Source organism: Clostridium oryzae (assembly GCF_002029235.1).
Classification (GTDB): Bacteria; Bacillota; Clostridia; order Clostridiales; family Clostridiaceae; genus Clostridium_AE; species Clostridium_AE oryzae.
The window spans coordinates 42589-64915 of sequence record NZ_MZGV01000025.1 but is presented as its reverse complement, the minus strand read 5'-3'; the positions used below and the strand labels follow the sequence as shown (position 1 = coordinate 64915).

The 22327-nt window shown below is 31.1% G+C and carries 15 protein-coding genes; 11 read left to right on the top strand and 4 right to left on the bottom strand.

Annotated elements, in window-relative coordinates; translation table 11 throughout:
- The first annotated feature begins 504 nt into the window (after positions 1-504).
- Complete coding sequence (locus tag CLORY_RS12460; protein ID WP_079424901.1) at positions 505-2349, top strand: PAS domain-containing sensor histidine kinase; 1845 nt, start codon at positions 505-507, stop codon at positions 2347-2349.
- A 469-nt stretch (positions 2350-2818) separates the two neighbouring features.
- Complete coding sequence (locus CLORY_RS12455; protein WP_242954407.1) at positions 2819-4480, top strand: PAS domain-containing sensor histidine kinase; 1662 nt, start codon at positions 2819-2821, stop codon at positions 4478-4480.
- A gap of 97 nt (positions 4481-4577) precedes the next feature.
- On the opposite strand, the gene CLORY_RS12450 is transcribed toward CLORY_RS12455, so the two are convergent.
- The 4 genes from CLORY_RS12450 to murC all read right to left on the bottom strand — a co-directional run bounded on the left by CLORY_RS12450 (position 4578) and on the right by murC (position 9837).
- Complete coding sequence (locus CLORY_RS12450) at positions 4578-6368, bottom strand: ABC transporter ATP-binding protein (RefSeq protein WP_079424899.1); 1791 nt, start codon at positions 6366-6368, stop codon at positions 4578-4580.
- On the bottom strand, positions 6368-8104 hold the full coding sequence (locus CLORY_RS12445; protein WP_079424897.1) for an ABC transporter ATP-binding protein: 1737 nt from the start codon (positions 8102-8104) through the stop codon (positions 6368-6370). The genes CLORY_RS12450 and CLORY_RS12445 overlap by 1 nt, the downstream gene beginning before the upstream one ends.
- Before the next feature lie 122 nt (positions 8105-8226).
- Entirely contained in the window at positions 8227-8352 is a 126-nt protein-coding gene (locus CLORY_RS23995) for a hypothetical protein (protein ID WP_278335332.1), read from the bottom strand.
- 105 nt (positions 8353-8457) lie between these two features.
- Positions 8458-9837, bottom strand: coding sequence for a UDP-N-acetylmuramate--L-alanine ligase (gene murC / locus CLORY_RS12440; RefSeq protein WP_079424894.1), 1380 nt, complete (start codon positions 9835-9837; stop codon positions 8458-8460).
- Positions 9838-10206: 369 nt separating this feature from the next.
- Between murC and purR the strand changes: the two genes are divergently transcribed.
- The 9 genes from purR (at position 10207) to mfd (ending at position 22254) form a co-directional block, all read left to right on the top strand.
- Positions 10207-11028, top strand: a complete 822-nt coding sequence (gene purR, locus CLORY_RS12435; protein ID WP_079424892.1) for a pur operon repressor — start codon at positions 10207-10209, stop codon at positions 11026-11028.
- A gap of 93 nt (positions 11029-11121) precedes the next feature.
- Positions 11122-11412 carry a septation regulator SpoVG gene (spoVG, locus tag CLORY_RS12430; protein WP_079424890.1) on the top strand — a complete coding sequence of 97 codons (291 nt, stop codon included), beginning with the start codon at positions 11122-11124 and terminating at the stop codon, positions 11410-11412.
- Positions 11413-11636: 224 nt separating this feature from the next.
- A complete protein-coding gene (gene glmU / locus CLORY_RS12425) occupies positions 11637-13001 on the top strand; it encodes a bifunctional UDP-N-acetylglucosamine diphosphorylase/glucosamine-1-phosphate N-acetyltransferase GlmU (RefSeq protein WP_079424887.1) in 1365 nt (454 codons plus the stop codon).
- Between the two features lie 45 nt (positions 13002-13046).
- A complete protein-coding gene (locus CLORY_RS12420) occupies positions 13047-14009 on the top strand; it encodes a ribose-phosphate diphosphokinase (protein ID WP_079424884.1) in 963 nt (320 codons plus the stop codon).
- Positions 14010-14199: 190 nt separating this feature from the next.
- Positions 14200-14886, top strand: a complete 687-nt coding sequence (locus CLORY_RS12415; protein WP_079424881.1) for a response regulator transcription factor — start codon at positions 14200-14202, stop codon at positions 14884-14886.
- Positions 14887-16305: a sensor histidine kinase gene (locus tag CLORY_RS12410; protein ID WP_079424879.1), complete on the top strand. Its 1419-nt coding sequence runs from the start codon at positions 14887-14889 to the stop codon at positions 16303-16305.
- 34 nt (positions 16306-16339) lie between these two features.
- Complete coding sequence (locus tag CLORY_RS12405) at positions 16340-17581, top strand: S1C family serine protease (RefSeq protein WP_079424877.1); 1242 nt, start codon at positions 16340-16342, stop codon at positions 17579-17581.
- 531 nt (positions 17582-18112) lie between these two features.
- The gene (gene pth, locus CLORY_RS12400; RefSeq protein WP_079424875.1) at positions 18113-18676 is read left to right on the top strand and encodes an aminoacyl-tRNA hydrolase; all 564 of its coding nucleotides are present in this window, start codon (positions 18113-18115) and stop codon (positions 18674-18676) included.
- A gap of 23 nt (positions 18677-18699) precedes the next feature.
- Entirely contained in the window at positions 18700-22254 is a 3555-nt protein-coding gene (gene mfd, locus CLORY_RS12395; RefSeq protein ID WP_079424873.1) for a transcription-repair coupling factor, read from the top strand.
- The last annotated feature ends 73 nt before the right edge of the window (positions 22255-22327 follow it).

Sequence of the window (22327 nt, the reverse complement as noted above, 5' to 3'; positions counted from 1 at the left end):
TAACATAAAAAGAGGACTATTTTTAAGCAACGTAACGACATAATTTTTAAAAAATATATTATATAATGTAGAAAATTTGAATAATTTAAAATAAATTAAAGTAAATTAAAGTAAATTAAATATATACAAATATTGATAAGAATTACTATTATATGTATAATAATTCTATAGAATATGTAGATTTAGGTAAAGGAAAGCGATAAAGTGTTGAATATAAAAAGTATATATAATAAATAGTCATAAGTTTCTTATATACTTTTCAAAATTTTATTCTCTTACCGTATTTAGAATTAATTGCATATTATTTTAAAATTATAGAAAGTTACACTGCAGTGTGAAAGATGTTGACAAGATAGCAGAAGGCATCTTATAAATTTAATTAATAATTTAATCTAGAATTATCTACATAATAAGGTTACTAATTAAAATTAAATTTTAGTGTGGCATAACTGACCACAGTAGGTAAAAGATACATAAGAATTTATAACAAATAGGGTGAAGCTTATGAGTGGGTTAGGGAAAAATGATGAAGTGAAGATGAATAAAGTTGTTGTAATAATAAATATTATGTCATTATTGTTTTGCACACTGATTATATATAATAATTTATCAAGATATAATAATAAATTATTTCATTCAATTATAATGTATCTTACTGTACATCCAGTTTTTGATTTGATAATTTTTATCGCTTTTATGTATTTGGTATGTAAGGTGATTCATATTATCAACTATAAATTAGATAGAAATTGTATTCTAATCGCTGGAAACATAATGTTTATACTGATGGTTTCGCTGTCCATTATATTTAGTAAAACTTATGTGTATGAATATAAATTGTTATTCATTTTTGTGATTATATCTACAACATTACAATTTGGCATGGAGAAGGGAATTATTATAGCGTTAGTTTCATCAATAATAACTTTTACGGCAGATTTTTTATTTTTTCTCATTAAAGGACCAAGGGTAATAATACAGGATGATATTATACTATTTGGTATGTTTATGTTGACAGCGTGGTCTATAGGCGTGTATGTGAAAACGCGCGAAGAGAATATACGGCAAAAAAGCTTGAAGTTAAATGAACTAAACTATGAGTTAGCTCATGAAAATAGTGAACGAAAGTATATAGAAAAAGTTTTTGAGAAAAATGAGAAGTGCTATGCTCTAATTATAGAAAATTCTCGAGATGCTATTTTTATTCATATGAAAGATAAAATAGTATTTATTAATGACAGTGCATTAAAGTTGTTAGAACTTACAGCAGAACAGGTAAAAGGTAGAGAAATTGAAGATTTTATATGCCAGGAGGAAAAAAAGGAATTTATAGATATTATTAATAAGGTTGTAGAGGAAAAACAGACAAATATAAAATTTCAGGGCAGTTTAATTAATAAAAGTGGGAGACTAATAGCGGTAGAGAGTATATCTAATTATATTGCTTACAATAATAATGCTGCAATAATAACAATTGTTCATGATATATCCTATGAGAAGGAAATAGAACAATTAAAGATTAATGTTAAAAAAGATTTTGAATTATTGAATAAGACTATAAAACTTAACAACTCCATAACTCAATTGTTTGTAAATATGTCTCATGAATTAAAAACTCCATTAAATGTGATTTTTTCTGCACTTCAGGTATTAATTATGAATAGTAAAAATAGCAGCTCTGAAGAACATAAAAAAATGGAATATTTTTATACTATGAAACAGAACTGTTATAGACTAATGAAATTAATTAACAACTTTTTTATGCTAACCAAACTAGATGCAGGAATGATAAAGACAAAGTTTAAAAATCAGGATATTGTTAGTAGAATAGAGGATATTACCACATGTGTAGCTGAATATAATAAGAAAAGAAACATAAAAATAACATTTGATACAGCCATTGAAGAAAAGGTTATTGCATTTGATTCGGAAATGATAAGTAAAGTAATGCTTAATCTTTTATCCAATGCAGTTAAGTATTGTGATAAGGACGGAGAAATTCTTGTCAGCATATGGAGCGAGGAAGATGTAGTGTATATATCTGTAAAGGATAATGGGATTGGAATACCAGAAGATAAAATTAAATTTGTATTTGAAAGATTTAGTCAAGCAGACAAAACACTAGCTAGGGAGTTTGAAGGTACAGGGGTTGGGTTAAGCATTGTAAAAGCTCTTATTGAGTTACATAAGGGTAGTATAAGTATAGACAGCTGCGTTGGAGAGGGGAGTGAATTTATTATAATGCTACCAGACAAAAAAGTTGAAATGTTAGGAAATGAGGATAATGGAAACAATGTTTTTGAAACGGATATGGAGAGAATATATATTGAATTTTCAGATATATATTAGGACAATATGTAATTAATCTGGTTATTAGACTAAGAATGGTGATTCCTTTGAAGATAAAGCTTCTATATTTTATTAGTATTGTGAGTAATAAAATAAGAAGATTCAGGTAGGAGCAGCCCAAAATGAAAGCGGAGATTTCATATCATCTTTGGATAATGATTGTACTATGTTAAATATAATCAATGGAGTTATATAAACTTAGTATATTATAAATAATTATGATATACTGTTATATGAAGTATAAACTATTTTATGGATGTGATTCGTAGATATGGAAAAACCTAAAATGCAAAAGGAAATCGATGACATAATATCATTTGTGAAATTATGTTCTTTGTTACTTTGCGCGATAATATTTTATAGTAATTTCAAAAAAATTACTTCTTATCACACAAATAAAAAATATTTTTTTTATAACTCACATATGTTGTCGTTATCGCTGTTTATGATTTGTGGTGCAGTGTTCACTTTGTGGTTAATTTTTAAAAGAATAAGTCTTCAGCATAAATTAAAATACGTAGAATATGCAGAATACTTTATCTACATCACCGTGTTTTCATTGGTAATCTATTTGACTAAAGCGTATCAGAGCAATTATAAATTTCTTTTCTTATTAGTTATAATCACTTCGACTATTCAGTTCGGAATGAAATTCGGAATCATTGTTACTATTATATCATCACTCATTATTTTAAGTATGGATATATTCTATTTACCATATGCTTATGTTAATAAGTACTTTGAAAATGATTTTATAATAGTTGCTGTGTTTTTACTTGTAATGATACCATTAGGCCACTATGTTAAGTTCGAAATGGATTACTTAAAGAAAAAAGAGGAAGAACTAACTAATTTAAATAATGAATTGATCAGAAAAGATAATGATAGAAAGAGTATAGAACAAAGCATACTAAAAAATGAATTGTGTTTTAACTTATTATTTGAAAATTCGAGAGAAGCTATTATTGTGCATACGAAAGATGAAATTATTTATACTAACACTAGTGCAGCTAAAATGTTTGGAGTAACAAATGAAAATGAAATAAAATTGAAATCAATTAATAACCTTCTATGCAATGATGATGATAAAGAAGATTTTCGAGCAAAGATGGACAAACTTTATGAAAGAAAAATGGATATGTTAACTTTCGAAAATATGGTTTTGTTAGATAATAAGCCTAAAACTGTTAAGAATATATCTACATATTTTGTGTATGAAGGTAAAGCTACTATTCTTACTATATTAGAGGATATAACTTCAGAAAAGCAAATAGAGAAATTAGAGAGTGATGTAAAGAAAAATGTGCAGCTTCTAATAGAGTCCAGAAATTATAATCAGATTATAACAGAGTTCTTTTCTAATATATCTCACGAATTAAAAACCCCTTTAAATGTTATCTATACAGCACTGCAAGTTTTAAGAATAACAAATGGAATAGATAAAGAATCTATATCAAAGAGGGAAAAATATGAGGATATAATAAGACAGAACTGCTATAGGCTTATGCGACTTATAAATAATTTATTAGATATTACTAAATATGATTCAGGTTTCTTGAAATTATGTCTTAAAAATTATGATATTGTAGAAATGGTAGAGAACATAGTTCTTTCTGTAGTACCATATGCTGAAAGCAGAGATATAGAATTGATTTTTGATACTGAGGTAGAGGAGAAAACTGCAGCTTTAGATGCAGATATGATGGAAAGAGTTATATTGAATCTACTATCTAATGCAATAAAGTTTACAGGTAGTAAGGGTAAAATACTAGTTAATCTATATGATTTTGGAGATTACGTAAAGGTATCTGTTAAGGATAATGGGATAGGCATACCCAAAGAAAAAATAAAAAGTATTTTTAACAGGTTTGAACAGATAGATAAGAGTCTTACTAGGAATAGGGAAGGGACAGGTATTGGTCTCTCACTGGTAAAATCCTTTGTTGAGTTACATAAAGGAACTATAGAGGTGAATAGTGAAGAGGGAAAAGGTAGTGAATTTATAGTAACTATTCCTATTAACATTATAGACTCAACACAAAAAGATACGGATAACAAGGAATATGGTAAGAGCTACATTGAAAGGATTAATATAGAGTTTTCTGATATATATTCTAGTAGAAATGAGTAATAATATAATAAGTTCTGTATAAAGAAATAGATAGTTAAAGAGACTTGGCAAGTCTTCTTTTAACTATCTATTTTAAATTATTTTTAATTATTTTTAATTAAGCGCCTTCATTAAGGAACTTATATTGAGACATATATAAGTTATAGTATATACCTTTAAGTTTAATTAGCTCATCATGAGATCCAGCTTCTGCTATTTCTCCATCTTGTATAACCATAATTTTGTCGGCATCACGGATTGTAGAAAGTCTATGTGCAATGACAAAAGAAGTTCTGCCGTGAAGCAGTTTTTGAATACCGTTCTGAACTAGCCTTTCTGTAGCTGTATCAATATTTGATGTAGCTTCATCAAGTATTAAAATTCTAGGGTTTGCTAAAAGTGCTCTTGCAAATGAAATTAGTTGCCTTTGTCCGACAGAAAGCCTTGAACCTCTTTCGTTAACATCAGTACTATAACCATTAGGAAGTCTTGTGATAAAAGAGTGTGCATTTACTGCTTTTGCAGCTGCAATAACTTCCTCATCAGTAGCATCAAGTCTTCCATATCGTATGTTTTCCATAATTGTATCAGAAAACATAAAGGTATCTTGAAGCATTATTCCCATTTGAGAACGGAGGGATTCTAACTCGACATCGCTTACGTTATGATCATCTATTAATACTTTTCCACTAGTAACATCATAAAATCTACTTATCAGATTCACTATAGTTGTTTTTCCTGCTCCAGTAGGTCCTACAAGAGCTATAGTTTCTCCAGCATTTACCTTAAAGGATATATTATCAAGAACTTTAACATCATCTTCATAGCAGAAATCAACATTTTTAAATTCTACGTTCCCTTTTATTTTAGGCATCTTTTTTACATCTGCTGAATCTAAAATATCTGGATCTATGTCCATTATTTCAAATATTCTATCAGCTGCAGCGAAGTTAGTTATTAGGGTATTATAAAAATTACTTATATTCATAATTGGACGCCAAAACATTCCTATATACATAGAAAACGCAATTATTGTTCCTACGGTTATTCCATTGTTAATATTTAAAAGATGTACACTAAACCAAAATACTAAAATGCTACCTGTTCCCCAAGATAGTTCAACTAGGGGCCAGAAAAGGTCATTCAATTTTACAGCATGAATAAATGCATTCATCATTTCAGTTACTAATGTTTTAAAAGTATCTGAAGCGTGTTTCTCTTCTGCAAAGCCTTGAACAATTCTCATACCTGAAAAATTTTCATGAGTAAACGCATTGAGGTTTGATCTCTTTTTTCTGTGAACTTGCCATCTCAGCCTACTTTTTGTTTCAATGAAAAACATGGCAGATGCAAGAAATGGTAATAAAATTATAGTGACAAGTGCGAGTTTATAATTTAGTGAAAACATAGCAATTGCTACAAAAACTAAGCTTAACAGTTCAGGAATAAAACTTGTTACACAGTTATTAAAAAGGTCTTGTAGTGCGTTAACATCTCCGACAACTCTAGCTAGAACTTTACCAACTGGTCTGCTATCAAAGAAGGAAAAAGACAGTTTCTGTATATGGGTGTAAAGTTCATGCCTGATATTAACAAGTATATTATTTGTAATGGATGCCATAATATTTATCCTGCCTCTTGAGGACAATAATGCAAAATAATTTAGTACGAGTATTACAGCTCCAATTACTAATAAGCCTTGGATGTCTTTATGTCCTATGTTTACGTCTATAGCTCTTTTTAGTAAATAAGGATTTATGATATCACAAATCATTACATATACCATTAGTAGAATAACTATAGTAACCTTTGACTTAAATGGCTTCAGATATTTTAAAAGTCTTTTTATTATTTCTAAATTGGTATGCTCGTTAAGTTCTTCATCTTGTCTTATCGCATTTCTTGCCATTATACCACCTCGCTTTCTAAATCTTTAAAGTCTTTAAATTGATCGCAATAAATTTCATAATATTTTCCCTTAAGTGCTAACAGTTCTTCATGTGTACCCTTTTCTACTATCTCTCCATCTTCAACGTAGATAATCATATCAGCGTTCTTAACAGCAGATATTCTGTGAGCAATAATAAAGGTTGTAGCTTTATACTTAAGGCTTTGAAGGTTCTTTAATAATGAATATTCCGTTTCCATATCTAAAGCGGATGTTGCATCATCTAATATCAATATATTTGAATTCCTAATGAGTGCTCTTGCAATAGCAAGACGTTGTTTCTGGCCTCCGGATAATCCTATTCCTCTTTCACCTATTAAGGTATTAAAACCATCTTCAAGGTTGTCTATAAACTCTAATGCGCAGGAATTATCACAGGCATTTCTTATACTTTCAAAAGAAGCAGCTCTATTACCTACTCTAATGTTTTCTTCGATAGTATCTGAAAACAAGAAAGTATCTTGAGGCACTATGGCCATCTTATTTCTGAGTGTAAACAAATCTAAATCTTTAACATCTACGCCATCTATAGATATAGAACCAGAACTTACATCATAATATCTGCCGATGAGATTTATTATGGAAGATTTACCTGAACCTGTAGTTCCCATTATGGCAGTGGTGGTTCCAGGTGCGATATCAAGATTAATATTTTTTAATACAGTCTGTTCATTGTACTTGAAATCTACATTATCAAAGACAATATGACCCTTTATATTATCAGGTTTTACTGCATCAGGTTTGTTGTATATTTCAGGTTTAGTATCTAATATCTTATAGATTTTTTTACATGATGCACTATTTTGAGCAAGCATATTTGTTAACCAGCCTAGGTTTCTCATTGGCCATATTAACATGGATAGATAACCATAAAAAGCAAACAAATCTCCAACTGTAAGAGCACCTTTGATTACAAAAATACCTCCCAAAATTATCATTACAATTAATGATACATTAGTAAGAAATTCTATACGAGGATAATACTTACCAACCACGCGGTTTTGTTCCATATTAAGATTATAATTTTCTTTATTCATTGATAAAAACTTAGATATTTCATATTTTTCTCGGGCAAAAGCTTTTACTAATCTAACTCCTGCAATATTTTCCTGAGCTGTTGTATTTATTACAACAGCTTGATCACTTATTTTGCCGTAACAAGTGTCAACATCCTTTTCCAATTTTATTGCTAGATATGCTATTGGTAAAATAATTAGCATACAAACTGTAGCTAGTTGCCAATTCATATTAAATAATAGAAAAGTAACAATCACAAAGTATATTATATTTTCTACAAATAGTCTTAAACCAAATGAGATGGTTCTCCATATGATGTCTACATCTTCATTTATTCTTGACATCAGTTCGCCCGTATTCATGCTGTCAAAATAACTAAAGGAAAGAGTTTGTATATGATCGAAAAGATCCTGTTTTATATCCACATTAACTTTAGCTGAAAGAACATCAAATATATATTCTTTCACGTAGCCTAATATGGTTCGACCAATAGTCACTCCGAAGATTGATAGTAATACTCCAGTAAGAAGATAGATTTTTTTGTTTTTGATAATTTCGTCAATAACAATTTTCTGAAGATATGGATTAAACATATCCAAGATTATACTAAATAGCATTGCTAAAGATGGAACTATCAGTAGTAGTTTATACTTCCAAACATACTTAAAAATTCTTCGCATATATTTGTACCCCCCTTTAAAAAAAATAAAGCCATGAATTTTCCATGGCTTTACTCCGTTGACAACATAATAAAAGCCATGGATTTGATAATCCATGGCTACAAGACAAATTTATAAATGCGCTAATAGTTTTTTGCACGAAAATTTCTCGTAGGAGCAAGGTTATCAAAATTAGAAAATATAGTAAAATTACACGCTTGTTTGCCCAAATTTACATTCAAAGCAATAACACTACTGAATCTTGACATAACTCTTACCTCCTTAAAAAAATCATCGCTATTACAGATTAACGCTTTTATGTTAAGATGTCAATACAATTCTAATAATTATTAAAAGTGTTTTTTTATAGTAATTTATTTGCTATTTAAAAATCTTTCTCCCACTTCTGCTACATCCCCTGCTCCAACTGTTAACAGCAAGTCTCCATCATTCAGAATAGTTTTTAAATAGTTCGTTATTTCATCAAAGCTGTGAAAGTTTGTACATTTTTTTCCTCGTTTTCTAATAAGATTACCTAACATTTCTGAGCTAACGACCCCGGTATCTTTTTCTCTTGCTGGATATATGTCTGCAAGTACCAGCTCATCAGCATTGTCAAAGGCAGAGGAGAATTCATTAAGTAGAGCTAGAGTTCTGGAATAGGTATGAGGTTGAAATACACAAACTATTCTGTTATGAGGGTAATTTTGAGCAGTACTCAAAGTAGCTTTTATTTCTGTAGGATGATGAGCGTAATCATCTATAACCGTTATGCCATTAAGCTTACCTTTAAATTCAAATCTTTTATGAGTCCCATTAAATGATTGAAGTCCATTAATAATAGCTTCATTATTTATATTAAATATTAATGAAACAGCTATGCTTGCTAATGCATTTAATACATTATGTTTTCCTGGTACATTTAAACTTATATCAAACAATTTTATATCATTTCGGGTTACGGTGAAGGACGCACAGCCCTTTTTATTAAACTTTATTGAAACAGCTTTAAGTTCAGCGTTGTTAAAACCATAACCCAGAGTAGTGCATTTAGCTTTATCCATAAGCTCTTTCACTCTCTTATCTTCATTGAAACCTACTAAAAATCCGTTTGAAGGTATAAGGTTTGAAAACTTTTCAAAAGCATTTTGTATATCGTCAATATCTTTATAATAATCCAGATGATCCGCATCTATATTTAATATGATACCTACATAAGGAAAAAATTTAAGAAAAGAACCTTTATACTCACAAGCTTCTGTTATGAAGTAATCACTTTTGCCAGTGCGTACATTTCCATTAATTAAATCCAACTCTCCACCAACTAAAATAGTAGGATCCATAGAGGCATTTACAAATATATGAGAGAGCATTGAAGTAGTAGTAGTTTTTCCATGGGTTCCAGAAATAGCTATATTATTTTTGTGGCTTTTCATAAGGGCACCTAAAAATTCTGCTCTACTGACTAAAGGCATATTTAGTTCCTTTGCTGCTACAATCTCTGGATTGTCGTTTGAAACTGCAGCTGTGTAAACGACGATATCTGCCTGTTCAACGTTTCTTTTATTATGTCCTTCATATATTACGGCACCAGAATTCTTTAATTTTTGAGTCATAGGTGACAATTTCATATCTGATCCGGAAACTTTAAAACCATAGCTTAACAGTATTTCAGCTAGACCGCTCATGCTTATTCCACCTATACCTATAAAGTGCACTTTTTTATTTATGTCATCAATTAAACTAAAATTCAAAGATATCACTCCCTAAAAATTGTGTATTACTTGAGAAACTATATTCAAAAATAGCATCCAGTATTAATTATATACATCTTTTCATAAAAAAAATACTAAGAAGCTAACTTTTTAGCATAATATATAAAAATTAATGAATTAAACCAAAGTAATAGTACATAATAGCATTAAAGTATTTTTATTGACCTTATTTAAATAGAAGGAAAATAATTTTGTTAAAACTTTGAATATGACTTATAAATTTATATTTTAAACCATTTAATGTTGATATTATGTTAAATTTAGACTAAAATATGAATAATAATAAAAATGGCATTGTTGTCAGTGTCTTAACTGTTTTAAAGTATAAATTATATGTGTGGTGATAATGTGAGCAAGTTTAGCAGAAATAATAGAATTTCCGCTATAACAAAGATTCTAATGGATAATCCTAATAAAGTTATAAATTTGAATACATTCACAGAGATGTTGAAAGTTGCAAAGTCGACTATCAGTGAAGATGTTGTTATGGTGAGACAAACGTTAGCTTTATTAGAAATGGGTAGAGTAGAAACTGTATCAGGAGCTTCTGGAGGAATAAAGTACATAGTTAATATAGGTCAGGAGGAAACTGAAAGATTTATAGAGGAGTTATGTGCTGCTATGAGTGATAGCAGTAGAATAATACCTGGTAATTACATTTATATGTCTGATATAATGTATAATCCTGAAATAATTAATAAGGCTGGAATTATACTAGCTTCAAGATTTATAGATGCAAATCCGGATTATGTGGTTACAGTAGAGACGAAAGGTATACCTTTAGCGTATGAAGTAGCTAAAAAATTAGGAATACAATTAGTTATAGTCAGAAGGCATAATAATAATTTCACGGAGGGACCAATAGTTACAATAAACTATGTTTCAGGTACTAGTGGAAGAATTCAAAATATGTCATTGCCCAAACGAGCCTTAAAGAAAGCCAGTAGATGTATATTTATAGACGATTTTATGAAGGCCGGGGGTACAACTCTTGGAATTATTGATTTACTTAAAGAATTTGAAAGTGAGCTGGTTGGAATAGGAGTACTTGTAGATAATGTTGATACTCCTAAGAAGTTAGTAAGTAAATATATATCATTAGTAGAATTCTCTGGGATTGATGATGGAAATCAAGTAAAAGTATCTCCAGCAAAACTCTATAAAAGATAAATTTTAAAAAAAATAAAAAATTTTCAAAAAAAAGAGGAAAAACGAAATAAATATAGAAATAGTATACATAAAGCATCTCGGAGGTGGATTGAAATGGTTATAACTGATGTTAGAATTAGAAAAATTGCAGCAGATGGAAAGATGAAAGCTATTGTTTCCGTTACCTTTGATAATGAATTTGTTGTTCATGACATAAAGGTTATTGAGGGACAAAATGGATTATTTATAGCTATGCCAAGTAGAAAAACTCCTGATGGAGAATTCAAGGACATAGCACATCCAATAAATACTGAGACAAGAGAAAAAATACAGAATGCTATTCTAGATGAATATGCAAAAGTAAAAACCGAAGAACCTGAGGCTGCAGAAAGTAGCGAAGAATAAAAAGGAGTATTATACTCCTTTTTATTTTTGAATTTTCTAAAAACACTATAGAGGTTGAAAATGTACAAACGATAAAATATAATAATAAATGGAATGTACAGGATAACTAATAATAAGATAATAAATTAAAGATTTATAGTTGTTTATTTATGGATAAATATATTCATATACTATTATATGGATTTTATATAGCAGTAAAATAAGTAACACAAAGAGGTGTTGAAATGTATAATTGTGCGCTAATCCTTGCAGCAGGAGAAGGCAAGAGAATGAAATCTAATACTCCTAAAGTATTACATAAAGTGTGCGGAAAGGAAATGGTTAACCACGTAATAGATACATTGAAATCTGCAGGAATTGAAGATATAAATGTTATAGTGGGTAAGTCAGCAGAACAGGTAAAAGAAAAGACTGGAGATAGAAATGCAAGTTACTCCTTGCAAGATGCTCAATTAGGTACTGCTCATGCAGTCAAGTGTGCACTAGAATTTCTTAAAGATAAGAAGGGAACAGTATTGATATTTACTGGAGATGCTCCTCTTATTACTAAGGACACTGTAGAAAAACTCGTAAGCTACAAAGATGAGGAAGATTACAGTGGTGTTATAGTGACATCTATAATAGAAAATCCTTTTGGATATGGAAGAATTTTAAGGGATAGGGATGGAGTCAAAGGAATTATTGAGCATAAAGACTGTAATAAAGATGAACTTCTTATAAATGAAATTAATGCTGGAATGTATGCGTTTGATATAGAAGACTTAGTTGAGAATATTGGTAAGATAAGTAATGACAATGTTCAAAAAGAATATTATCTTACGGATATAATAAAAATATTTGTAAAACAGAACAAGAAGGTAGGGTCTTTGCCTGTTCCATTTGAGGAAACTCTGGGTGTAAATTCACCACTAGAACTCTCTAAGGTTGAAGCAATAATGAGAAATAGAATTAACACTATGCATATGATAAATGGCGTAAAGATAATAGATCCTGTGAGTACTTATATTGATGTTGATGTTAAAATTGACTCAAATACAATTATATACCCCGGCAATGTGTTGCAGGGCAATACAGAGATAAAGGAAGGAACTATTCTATATCCTAATAGCAGAATAGAGAATAGTATAATAGGTGAAAATGTAACGGTTCAATGCTCTGTTATTTTAGACAGTACTATTGGCAAAAACAGTACGGTAGGACCTTATGCATACATACGTCCGCAAAGTGTTATAGGTGAAAGGACTAGAATAGGAGATTTTGTTGAAATAAAGAAATCTGTTATAGGAAACGGTACCAAGGTTTCTCATCTGACATACATAGGAGATGCTGAAGTTGGTCAGAACTGCAATTTTGGCTGTGGAACTGTAGTTGTAAACTATGACGGTAAAAAGAAATGCAAAACAATTATAGGAAACAATGCATTTATAGGATGCAATACAAATTTAGTATCTCCAGTAGAAGTTAAAGATAATACTTATATAGCAGCAGGTTCGACAATAACTGAAGAGGTGCCAGAGGAAAGCTTGGCAATAGCAAGAGCTAGGCAGGTAAATATCAAAGGCTGGGTGAGTAAAAGAAAAACGAAATAAAGTTGCTTTATGAGCTTTATATATAATACAAAAGGAGGCTTTTTAATGATAACCCATGGTAAAAATATAAAGATTTTTGCGGGCAATTCTCATCCGCAACTAGCAAAGGATATATCCGATGCTTTAGGAATCGCCATAGGTAATTCACATGTAGGAACATTTAGTGATGGTGAAATATCGGTTGATATTAACGAGACAGTAAGAGGTGCGGATGTATTTGTTGTGCAACCGACTAATGCACCAGTGAACGACAATTTGATGGAACTATTGATAATGATGGATGCTTTTAAAAGAGCTTCTGCCGGAAGAATAACAGCTGTAATTCCATATTACGGATATGCAAGACAGGATAGAAAGGCTAAGGCTAGAGATCCAATAACAGCTAAACTTGTAGCAGATCTTATTACTACAGCAGGAGCGGATAGAGTTCTTACCATGGACTTACATGCAGCTCAGATACAGGGCTATTTTAATATACCATTAGATAATCTTATGGGTGCACCTATACTTGCAAGATATTTTGTGAGCAAAGGGTTTAAAGAAAACGATGACGTTGTAATAGTTTCTCCTGATTTAGGAAGTGTTACAAGAGCTAGAAAATTTGCAGACAGACTTCAGGCACCTATTGCTATTATAGATAAGAGAAGACCTAGAGCTAATGTATGTGAAATCATGAACATAATAGGCGATGTAAAGGGGAAGATTTGCATACTAGTTGATGATATGATAGATACAGCTGGTACGATAGCAAATGCTGCAAATGCATTAATGGATTTGGGAGCAAAAGAAGTTTATGCTTGTTGTTCTCATGGAATACTATCAGGTCCTGCTGTGGAGAGACTCGAGAAGTGTGCTATAAAAGAACTAGTAATGTTAAATACAATTGACATGCCAGAAGATAAAAAGATTTCAAAAATGAAGGCACTATCTGTAGCACCAATATTTGCTGAAGCTATTAAGAGGATATATGAGGATATTCCTGTAAGTAAATTATTTGATGACATCTAAGATATAACAAAATGTATAACTTCAATTGAGTAAAACTGACTAGGATACTATGTAAAAGCATCTTAGTCAGTTTTTATATTAGTTAATTATTTGTAACTTTTTATAAAATAACATATATATTTTTTGTAGATGTGATAAATTAGTTATAGTAGCTATTATTATGTAGATATAGTTTACATGGAGGGTTAATATGGATGGGAAAATTGCAAAAATATTAGTTGTTGATGATGATGTTAATATAAGCGAAGTAATAAAAATGTATCTTGAGAGTTCAGGATATTCTACGAAAGTGTGTAATGATGGTAAGGATGTTCAGCAAGCTTTCATTGAATACAAACCGGATTTGGTTTTGTTAGATATTATGCTTCCACACATAGATGGTATAGATATACTTAAGTGGGTAAGAAAAGAAAGTCAAGTACCGGTTATCATGTTGACAGCTAAAGGAGAAACGTTTGATAAAGTTCTAGGTTTAGAGCTTGGAGCCGATGACTACATAGTAAAACCTTTTGAACCTAAGGAACTTGTAGCTAGAGTAAAAGCTGTGCTGAGAAGGTCAAACTCTGAATCTATAGGCAAAGAAATATTAAAGTTTCAGGATATAACTATTGATGTAAACTCTTATAATGTTATTTATAAGAGTGAAGAAATAAAGATGCCACCTAAGGAATTTGAATTACTTTACTTTTTGGCTAACAATAAAAATAGAGTTTTTACTAGGGAGCAACTGTTGTGTGAGGTATGGGGTTATGATTATCCTGGCGATTCCAGAACTGTAGATGTGCATGTAAAACGTTTGAGAGAAAAGCTTCAAGGAGGACCTAATTGGCAGATTGAAACTGTTTGGGGAGTAGGATATAAATTTGAGGTGAAATAAATGCAGAGTAGAAGCCTTAAGACAAAGACAGTAACTGTTTTTATAATTATTTTATATTGTGTGTCTTTTACATTTGCATTTCTCCTGTCAATATGGTTTAATCATTATTATTTTGTATCAAGAAAAAAACAATATGATATGCAAGCAAAAGTACTTGTAAAGAGATATGTTAAGACGCTTAAAAACGACAATTATGATTCAAGAAAAAGACTTCATGATGATACAATACTTGTTGGAAGTTATGTAGATGCAGATGTATTCATAACGGATAATATGGGATATGTATCTACAGAGTCTAATCCTAAATTTAAAAACATTGAATTCCAAAACTTTATGGCACCAGATATTGAAGAACTTAGACAGGGACAATCAATAGAAAAAAAAGGTGCTTATAAAGATGTGTTTAAAGAAGATATGTATATATATATGAGACCGGCGATGGATAATGGTATGTTTAAAGGTGCTGTAGCTATATTTACACCAATAAGCCAGATGAGACTTGAACTTGCAAAAATATATTCGTTAATATGGTCTTTAGCAGTTCTGATAGGCATGGCAGGCTCTTACTTAATGTATTATTTTACGAAGAAGATTATAACAGGGCCTCTCGATGAAATAAATAAAGCTGCAACAAAAATATCTAAGGGCGAAGTTGAAAGACGTGTGTATTTAAAATGCAATAATGAAATAAATGAGCTGGCAGAAGCATTTAATTCTATGGCTGATTCTCTTGAAAAAGTTGAGAAAAATAGAAGAGAGTTCATTTCTAATGTATCTCATGAACTTAGATCACCAATAACATCGATAAAAGGGTTTATTGGAGGAATACTTGACGGAGTTATACCAAGGGATAAAGAAAATTACTATTTATCCATTACCTATGAGGAAATTCAAAGATTGACAAGACTTGTAAATGATCTCTTAGACTTATCTGCTATGGAAGCAGGGAAATTTACATTGAGCATCACAGAGGTTGATGTTAACGAAATTATAAGATTATGTGTTATTAAATTTGAAACGAGAATAAATGAAAAGAAGCTTAAGGTGGATGTAGTACTTGAAGATGAACATTTATATGTGTTTGGTGATAGAGATAGGCTAATACAGATTGTCACTAATATACTTGATAATGCGGTAAAATATGTTAATGAGGGCGGCAATATAAAGATATCTACGAGAACAAGGTCAGATAAGGTTTTAGTGTCAATTTTTAATGATGGACCGCAAATACCTGATGAGGATTTAAAAAATATATGGGAGAGATTCTATAAATCTGATAAATCACGAACTTCAAAACAAAGCACTGGTTTGGGACTCCCCATTATACGAAATATACTTACGCAACTTGGGCAAGATATATGGGTTGAGAATGGTAAGAAGTACGGAGTTACATTTTATTTTACGTTGAAAAAGGTATGATGAATAAAGTTTTTAATATTAATGGAGGTTCTTTATGGAAAGAGAAAAGAATTCTACCTTTGAAAATAGAATATGGGGAGAAGCTGGAAACAATAAGCTTTATTCAACCGACGCAATTTCCAATGAACAACTTAAAAATTTTGCTAACGCTATCAATGCTAATGGGTCAATTTATTTTAAAAAGAATAAAACTAAGGCTAAAATAAAGTTTCTTATGAAAACAGTTATATTCATAACTATGGCCTCTTTTTCAGGAGCAATAACTGCGTCTATAATAGTAAGAAATGAGCTTGGATCGATGAAGCCGCGAGTTAATTCTGAATATAATAATTATGTTGTAGGTGATGATAGTTTAACATCAGCAGTGGGAGAAAAAACCGATGTTACCAGAGTTGCTGAGATGGTTGGACCTGCTGTTGTAGGCATAAGTAATAGCGCGGAGACATTTCTAGGTCAACAGGAGAACAAATTTTCAGGTTCTGGTATAATATTTGATTCTAACGGATATATAGTGACAAATTATCATGTAATTGAAGGATCTAATAAAATAATGGTAAAGCTGGCTAGTGACAATACAAAACCAGTAGAGGCTAAACTTATAAAATTCGACAAGTCTACGGATTTAGCAGTTATCAGAATAAATAAAAAGAGGCTTATCGCAGCTAAATTTGGAGATTCCTCTAAGGTTAGGGTGGGGGATGATGCCATAGCGATAGGAAATCCTCTTGGTGAAGCATTTGCTGGTTCAGTAACTGCTGGTATTATAAGTGCTACAAACAGAAAAATAGATGTCACTGATTCGAGTACTAATGAAAAGAGGACTTATAAGATGCTACAAACGGATGCCGCTATAAACTCTGGGAGTAGTGGAGGACCATTGTGCAATAGTGCGGGAGAAGTAATAGGAATAAACAGTTTAAATTTGAAGGATTATGCAGAAGGTATGGGATTTGCAATATGCAGTAACGATGTGAAAAAACTTATAAGCTCTATTGGAAATAATACAAAGAATTTTAAAGTTGACTTTGGAACAACTGGCGGGCCTACCAATGACCCTAATAAGGGTATATATGTTTTATCTGTTTCTCAAGATTCAATTGCTGATAAGTTGGGGATTAAACCTACGGATATAATCAAAGAAGTAAACGGCAAGCTAGTTACTACTTATGAAGAAATCAACTCAATAATTAATAAAGTCAGTTGCGGCGGAACAATCAAGTGTAAAGTTTGGAGAAGTGGAAAAATAGTAACTAAAAGTATTATATTAAAAAATTAGAAATCGCATTTTGTGCAAAGGAACCTTTATATTATCAGTAAAATACTATTACTGATAATATAATAGGCTCTTTTTATTGTTTAATTATATAATATGTTATAATATGTGAGATATATTTAAAAAATGAAAGGACAAAATATAAATATAAGACGAACTAAACGCACAGGACGGAATAGTTAAGAGAAAGTGCATTAAATAGGTATGGGAGTTAAGAGTAAAGAGAAAAGAGATAAGAGAAAAGTGAAGGTTAAAATTCAGCTATGCTGAATTTTGATTGTATAGATAGTTCTAATTATTTTAATAATACTTTTGGAATATTAGGTATTATCTTAGTTTTTAAAAAGTTATCGCTGATAATCAGGTTTAAATTCTCAGAAATTCTGCACAGCAGAATTTCTTCCTTCACTTTTCTCTCTACTCTTTACTCTTTTCTCTTACCTATTTAAAGCATGCACTAACTACTAAATATTATCTCCTTTTAATCCACTTTCTTGGTTCGCAATTTATTTATATTATCTTGGAGGAAAATAAATGTTTTTGATAGTTGGATTAGGTAATCCTGGTTCTGAATATACAGGTACAAGACACAATATAGGTTTTGGACTTGTTGATTTAGCTGCTAAGAAGTATAATATTGTAATTAATAGGATAAAATTTAAAGGTGAGTATGGTGAGGGAAAAATAGGAAATGAAAAGGTTGTTTTACTTAAACCTCAGACATATATGAACCTTAGTGGTGAAAGCCTAGCTGAAGTAGTTAAGTTTTATAAAATCCCTTTAGAAAACATTATAGTTATATATGATGACATGAGTTTGCAGTTAGGCAGACTTCGTATAAGACCTAAAGGAAGTTCTGGAGGGCATAATGGAATCAAGAGTATAATAAAATGCCTTGGAAGTGATACCTTTCCAAGAATAAAAATAGGTGTAGGACAGCCTAAGGGAGATTGGATATCACATGTTATGGGTAAGTTTAACAGTGATGATAGAAACAAAATAGATACTGTATATGATCAAGTATTACTAGCGATAGAAACTATAGTTTCAAAAGGAATAGATGAAGCTATGAATAAGTTTAATAGCTTTTCTGCATAAAAGATTTAGGATGGTGTTTATAAATGAGACTTAAGGGACTTATGGACCCGCTAAAGGAAAATGAATTATTTGAAGAGTTTATGAAAAAAATTAGAAATAGAGAATATCCTGGGGCTGTATGTGGACTTGCAGAATCTTCAAAAGCATATGTAATGGATAGCATATATGAGGAGCTCGATGAAAATGTTTTTATCATTACTCATAGCGACGTTGAATGTAAAAATATTTATGAAGATTTGAGTTTATATCAGAATAATGTATATTATTTTCCAAGCAGAGAAATGGTTTTTTATAATGTGTACGCTATATCTGGTGATTTAAGATGGGAAAGGCTCAAGGTTATTAGAGAGATACTTAGAAGGGGAAGAAAAATAATAATCACTTCTGTAGAATCATTAGCTGCCAATTATACCCCTATAAATTTATACAAGAAATACATGTTTAACATAAAAGTAGGGAACACAATTAATTTACAGGATATAGCTTATAAGTTAGTTGAGTGCGGCTATGAAAGAATGGATATTGTAGATGGTAAGGGACAATTTTCTATACGTGGTGGAATAATAGACATTTTTTCACCAATATCTAATCTGCCATATAGAATTGAACTTTTTGGCGACGAAGTGGATTCTATAAGAAGCTTTAATATTGAATCTCAGAGAAGTATCGATAAAGTTGAGAAAATAGAAGTATTTCCTGCAAAGGAAATAATAATTGAACAGAATAGTATCGATAGAGCTGCTGATTTAATGGAAGATGATTTGAAAAATGTGCTTACAGCATTTGGTAGTGATGACTTTAAAGAGGTTAGACAAAAGATAAGCTCTATAGTTAAGTCAAATTTAGAAACATTAAGGCAAACGGGTAGTTTTGAAACTATAGATAGCTATTTACCGTATTTTTATAAGACCCCATCTAGTTTCTTTGATTATATTGGTAACGGAGTAATTTTCTTAGATGATTATAAAAGATGTGAAGGAAAGCTTGATAGTATATATTATGAGTTTCAGGAAACTTATAAGTCTTTTTTGGAAAGAGGGGATATATTAAAGCGTCAGAGCAAGCTATTACTAGAAAGAGAAGAGCTTAAGGTAAGACTTGAACAATCTAATTTATTAATATTTAGTTCAATAGATAAAAGATTTGGTGTACCGTATGAAACCTATCTAGATTTTTCACAGAAAACCCTGAGTGGATATGGCGGTCAATTAAAACTTTTAATAGATGACATCAGAGAAAAAAAGAAAAATGGATTTAGAACGATTATATTATCCGGAACTCGCCCTAGGGGGGAGAGGCTGGTAAATACATTAAAAGAAAACGGTATAGAGAGCATATATAAAGATGTTGTAAATGATATAGCATGTGGAGAAGTTGTTATAACATTTGGTAATCAATTAAAGGGATTCGAATTTCCAGAACTTAAAGTGTGTCTTATATCTGACAAAGAAGTTTTTGGTGAAGCAAAGAGAAAAGATAGAAAACGTGTTCCTAAAAAAGGTGTAGGTAAAATAAAAAGTTTTACAGAACTTAAACCTGGTGATTATGTAGTTCATGTAAACCATGGTATAGGCGTATATAAAGGGATAAAACAGCTAGAAGTTGAAGGCTTAAAGAGAGATTATCTAGAAATAAACTATGATGCTGATGATAGATTATATGTACCTGTTGATCAATTGGACATGGTACAAAAATACATAGGAAGTGATGGTAAATCTCCTAAGGTAAATAAGCTTGGAGGGAATGAATGGGCAAAAGCTAAGGAAAAAGTAAAGAAGTCTATCAACGAGATAGCTGAAGATTTAGTGAAGTTATATGCTGCAAGGGCTACAGTAAAGGGATTCAGATATGGCAAGGACACTGTATGGCAAAATCAGTTTGAGGGTGAGTTCCCTTATGAAGAAACTCCTGATCAAATAACATCTATTCAGGAGATTAAAAAAGATATGGAATCAGATAAACCAATGGATAGACTACTTTGTGGTGATGTTGGATATGGTAAGACTGAGGTAGCTTTAAGGGCTGCATTTAAGGCTGTAATGGACGGCAAGCAGGTAGCGTTTTTAGTGCCGACAACTATTCTAGCCGAACAGCATTACAACAATATGATAAAGAGATTTTCGGATTTTCCTGTAAAAGTAGATATGGTAAGTAGATTCAGAACTTCTGCACAGGTAAAGGATACTTTACAGGCTGTTAAAGAAGGTAATATTGATATACTTATAGGAACTCATAGAATATTGCAAAAAGATGTAGTCTTTAAAGATTTAGGATTGCTGATAGTAGATGAGGAGCAAAGGTTTGGTGTAACACATAAGGAAAAGATAAAGAATCTGAAGAAAAACATAGATGTATTAACATTAACGGCAACGCCAATACCTAGAACACTGCATATGTCCCTTACAGGTGTAAGAGATATAAGTGTAATAGAAACTCCTCCAGAGGAACGATACCCTATACAGACTTATGTAGTTGAATATAACGACCAGCTAATGCGGGATGCAATCCTTAGGGAAATAGGCAGGAATGGTCAAGTGTATTTTGTATATAATCGAGTTGAGGATATAATGTCAATGGCAAATTACTTAACCAAGCTGATTCCTGAGGCTAGAGTTATCGTGGCTCATGGACAAATGACTGAAAGACAGCTTGAAAAGGTGATGCTTGATTTTATGGATATGCAATATGACATATTAGTGTGTACAACCATAATAGAAACAGGAATTGATATACAGAATGTAAATACGATGATAATATATGATGCTGACAAGATGGGACTTTCTCAGTTATATCAATTGAGAGGACGTGTGGGTAGATCTAATAGAATGGCATATGCCTATTTTACCTATAAGAAAGATAAAATTCTTACAGAAGTAGCAGAAAAGCGTCTTAAAGCAATAAAAGAGTTTACAGAGCTTGGATCTGGATTTAAGATAGCCATGAGGGATCTAGAGATAAGAGGAGCAGGAAACATGATGGGTTCCGCGCAGCACGGACATATGGCTGCTATAGGATATGATTTGTATTGTAGAATGCTTGAGGATACTATTAAACTTGTAAAGGGCGAGATAGATAGAGAACAAGTGGAAACTACTGTTGATATTATGGTAGATGGATATATACCAAATGCTTATGTTAAAGATGAAATGCAGAAAATAGAGGTTTATAAAAAGATAGCCTCAATCGGAAGTTTCGAAGATTTTATGGATGTTAAGGAAGAGCTTGAAGATAGATTTTCTGAAATTCCTCAATCTGTCTACAATCTTATGAATATTTCGTATATAAGAGGATTAGGAAAGAAGCTGAACATAGTAGAAATAAAAGAAAAAGGTTCAGAAGTTCATTTGGTTTTTGAAAATAAAGAAGCACTTACAGAAGCTATAGTTAAGGCTGTCATGGTTAAATATAGAAAAAAGGTCGTTTTCAAGTTTGGAGAAGCACCAATAATAGCTTACAAGATAATAGATACTAAGAAAGAGCAGGTGCTTGATGATCTAAAGGCTATGTTAAATTTTATGATTAAGTTAGAGTATGGAGAGGAAGTGAACGAGGAGACTAGCATAGCTTTAAAGTCATAATTGAATTCTTTAAGGTTTATGTTTATAATAAATAAGAACTGTTTGAAAAATTATAACGAGCGGGGGAATAATG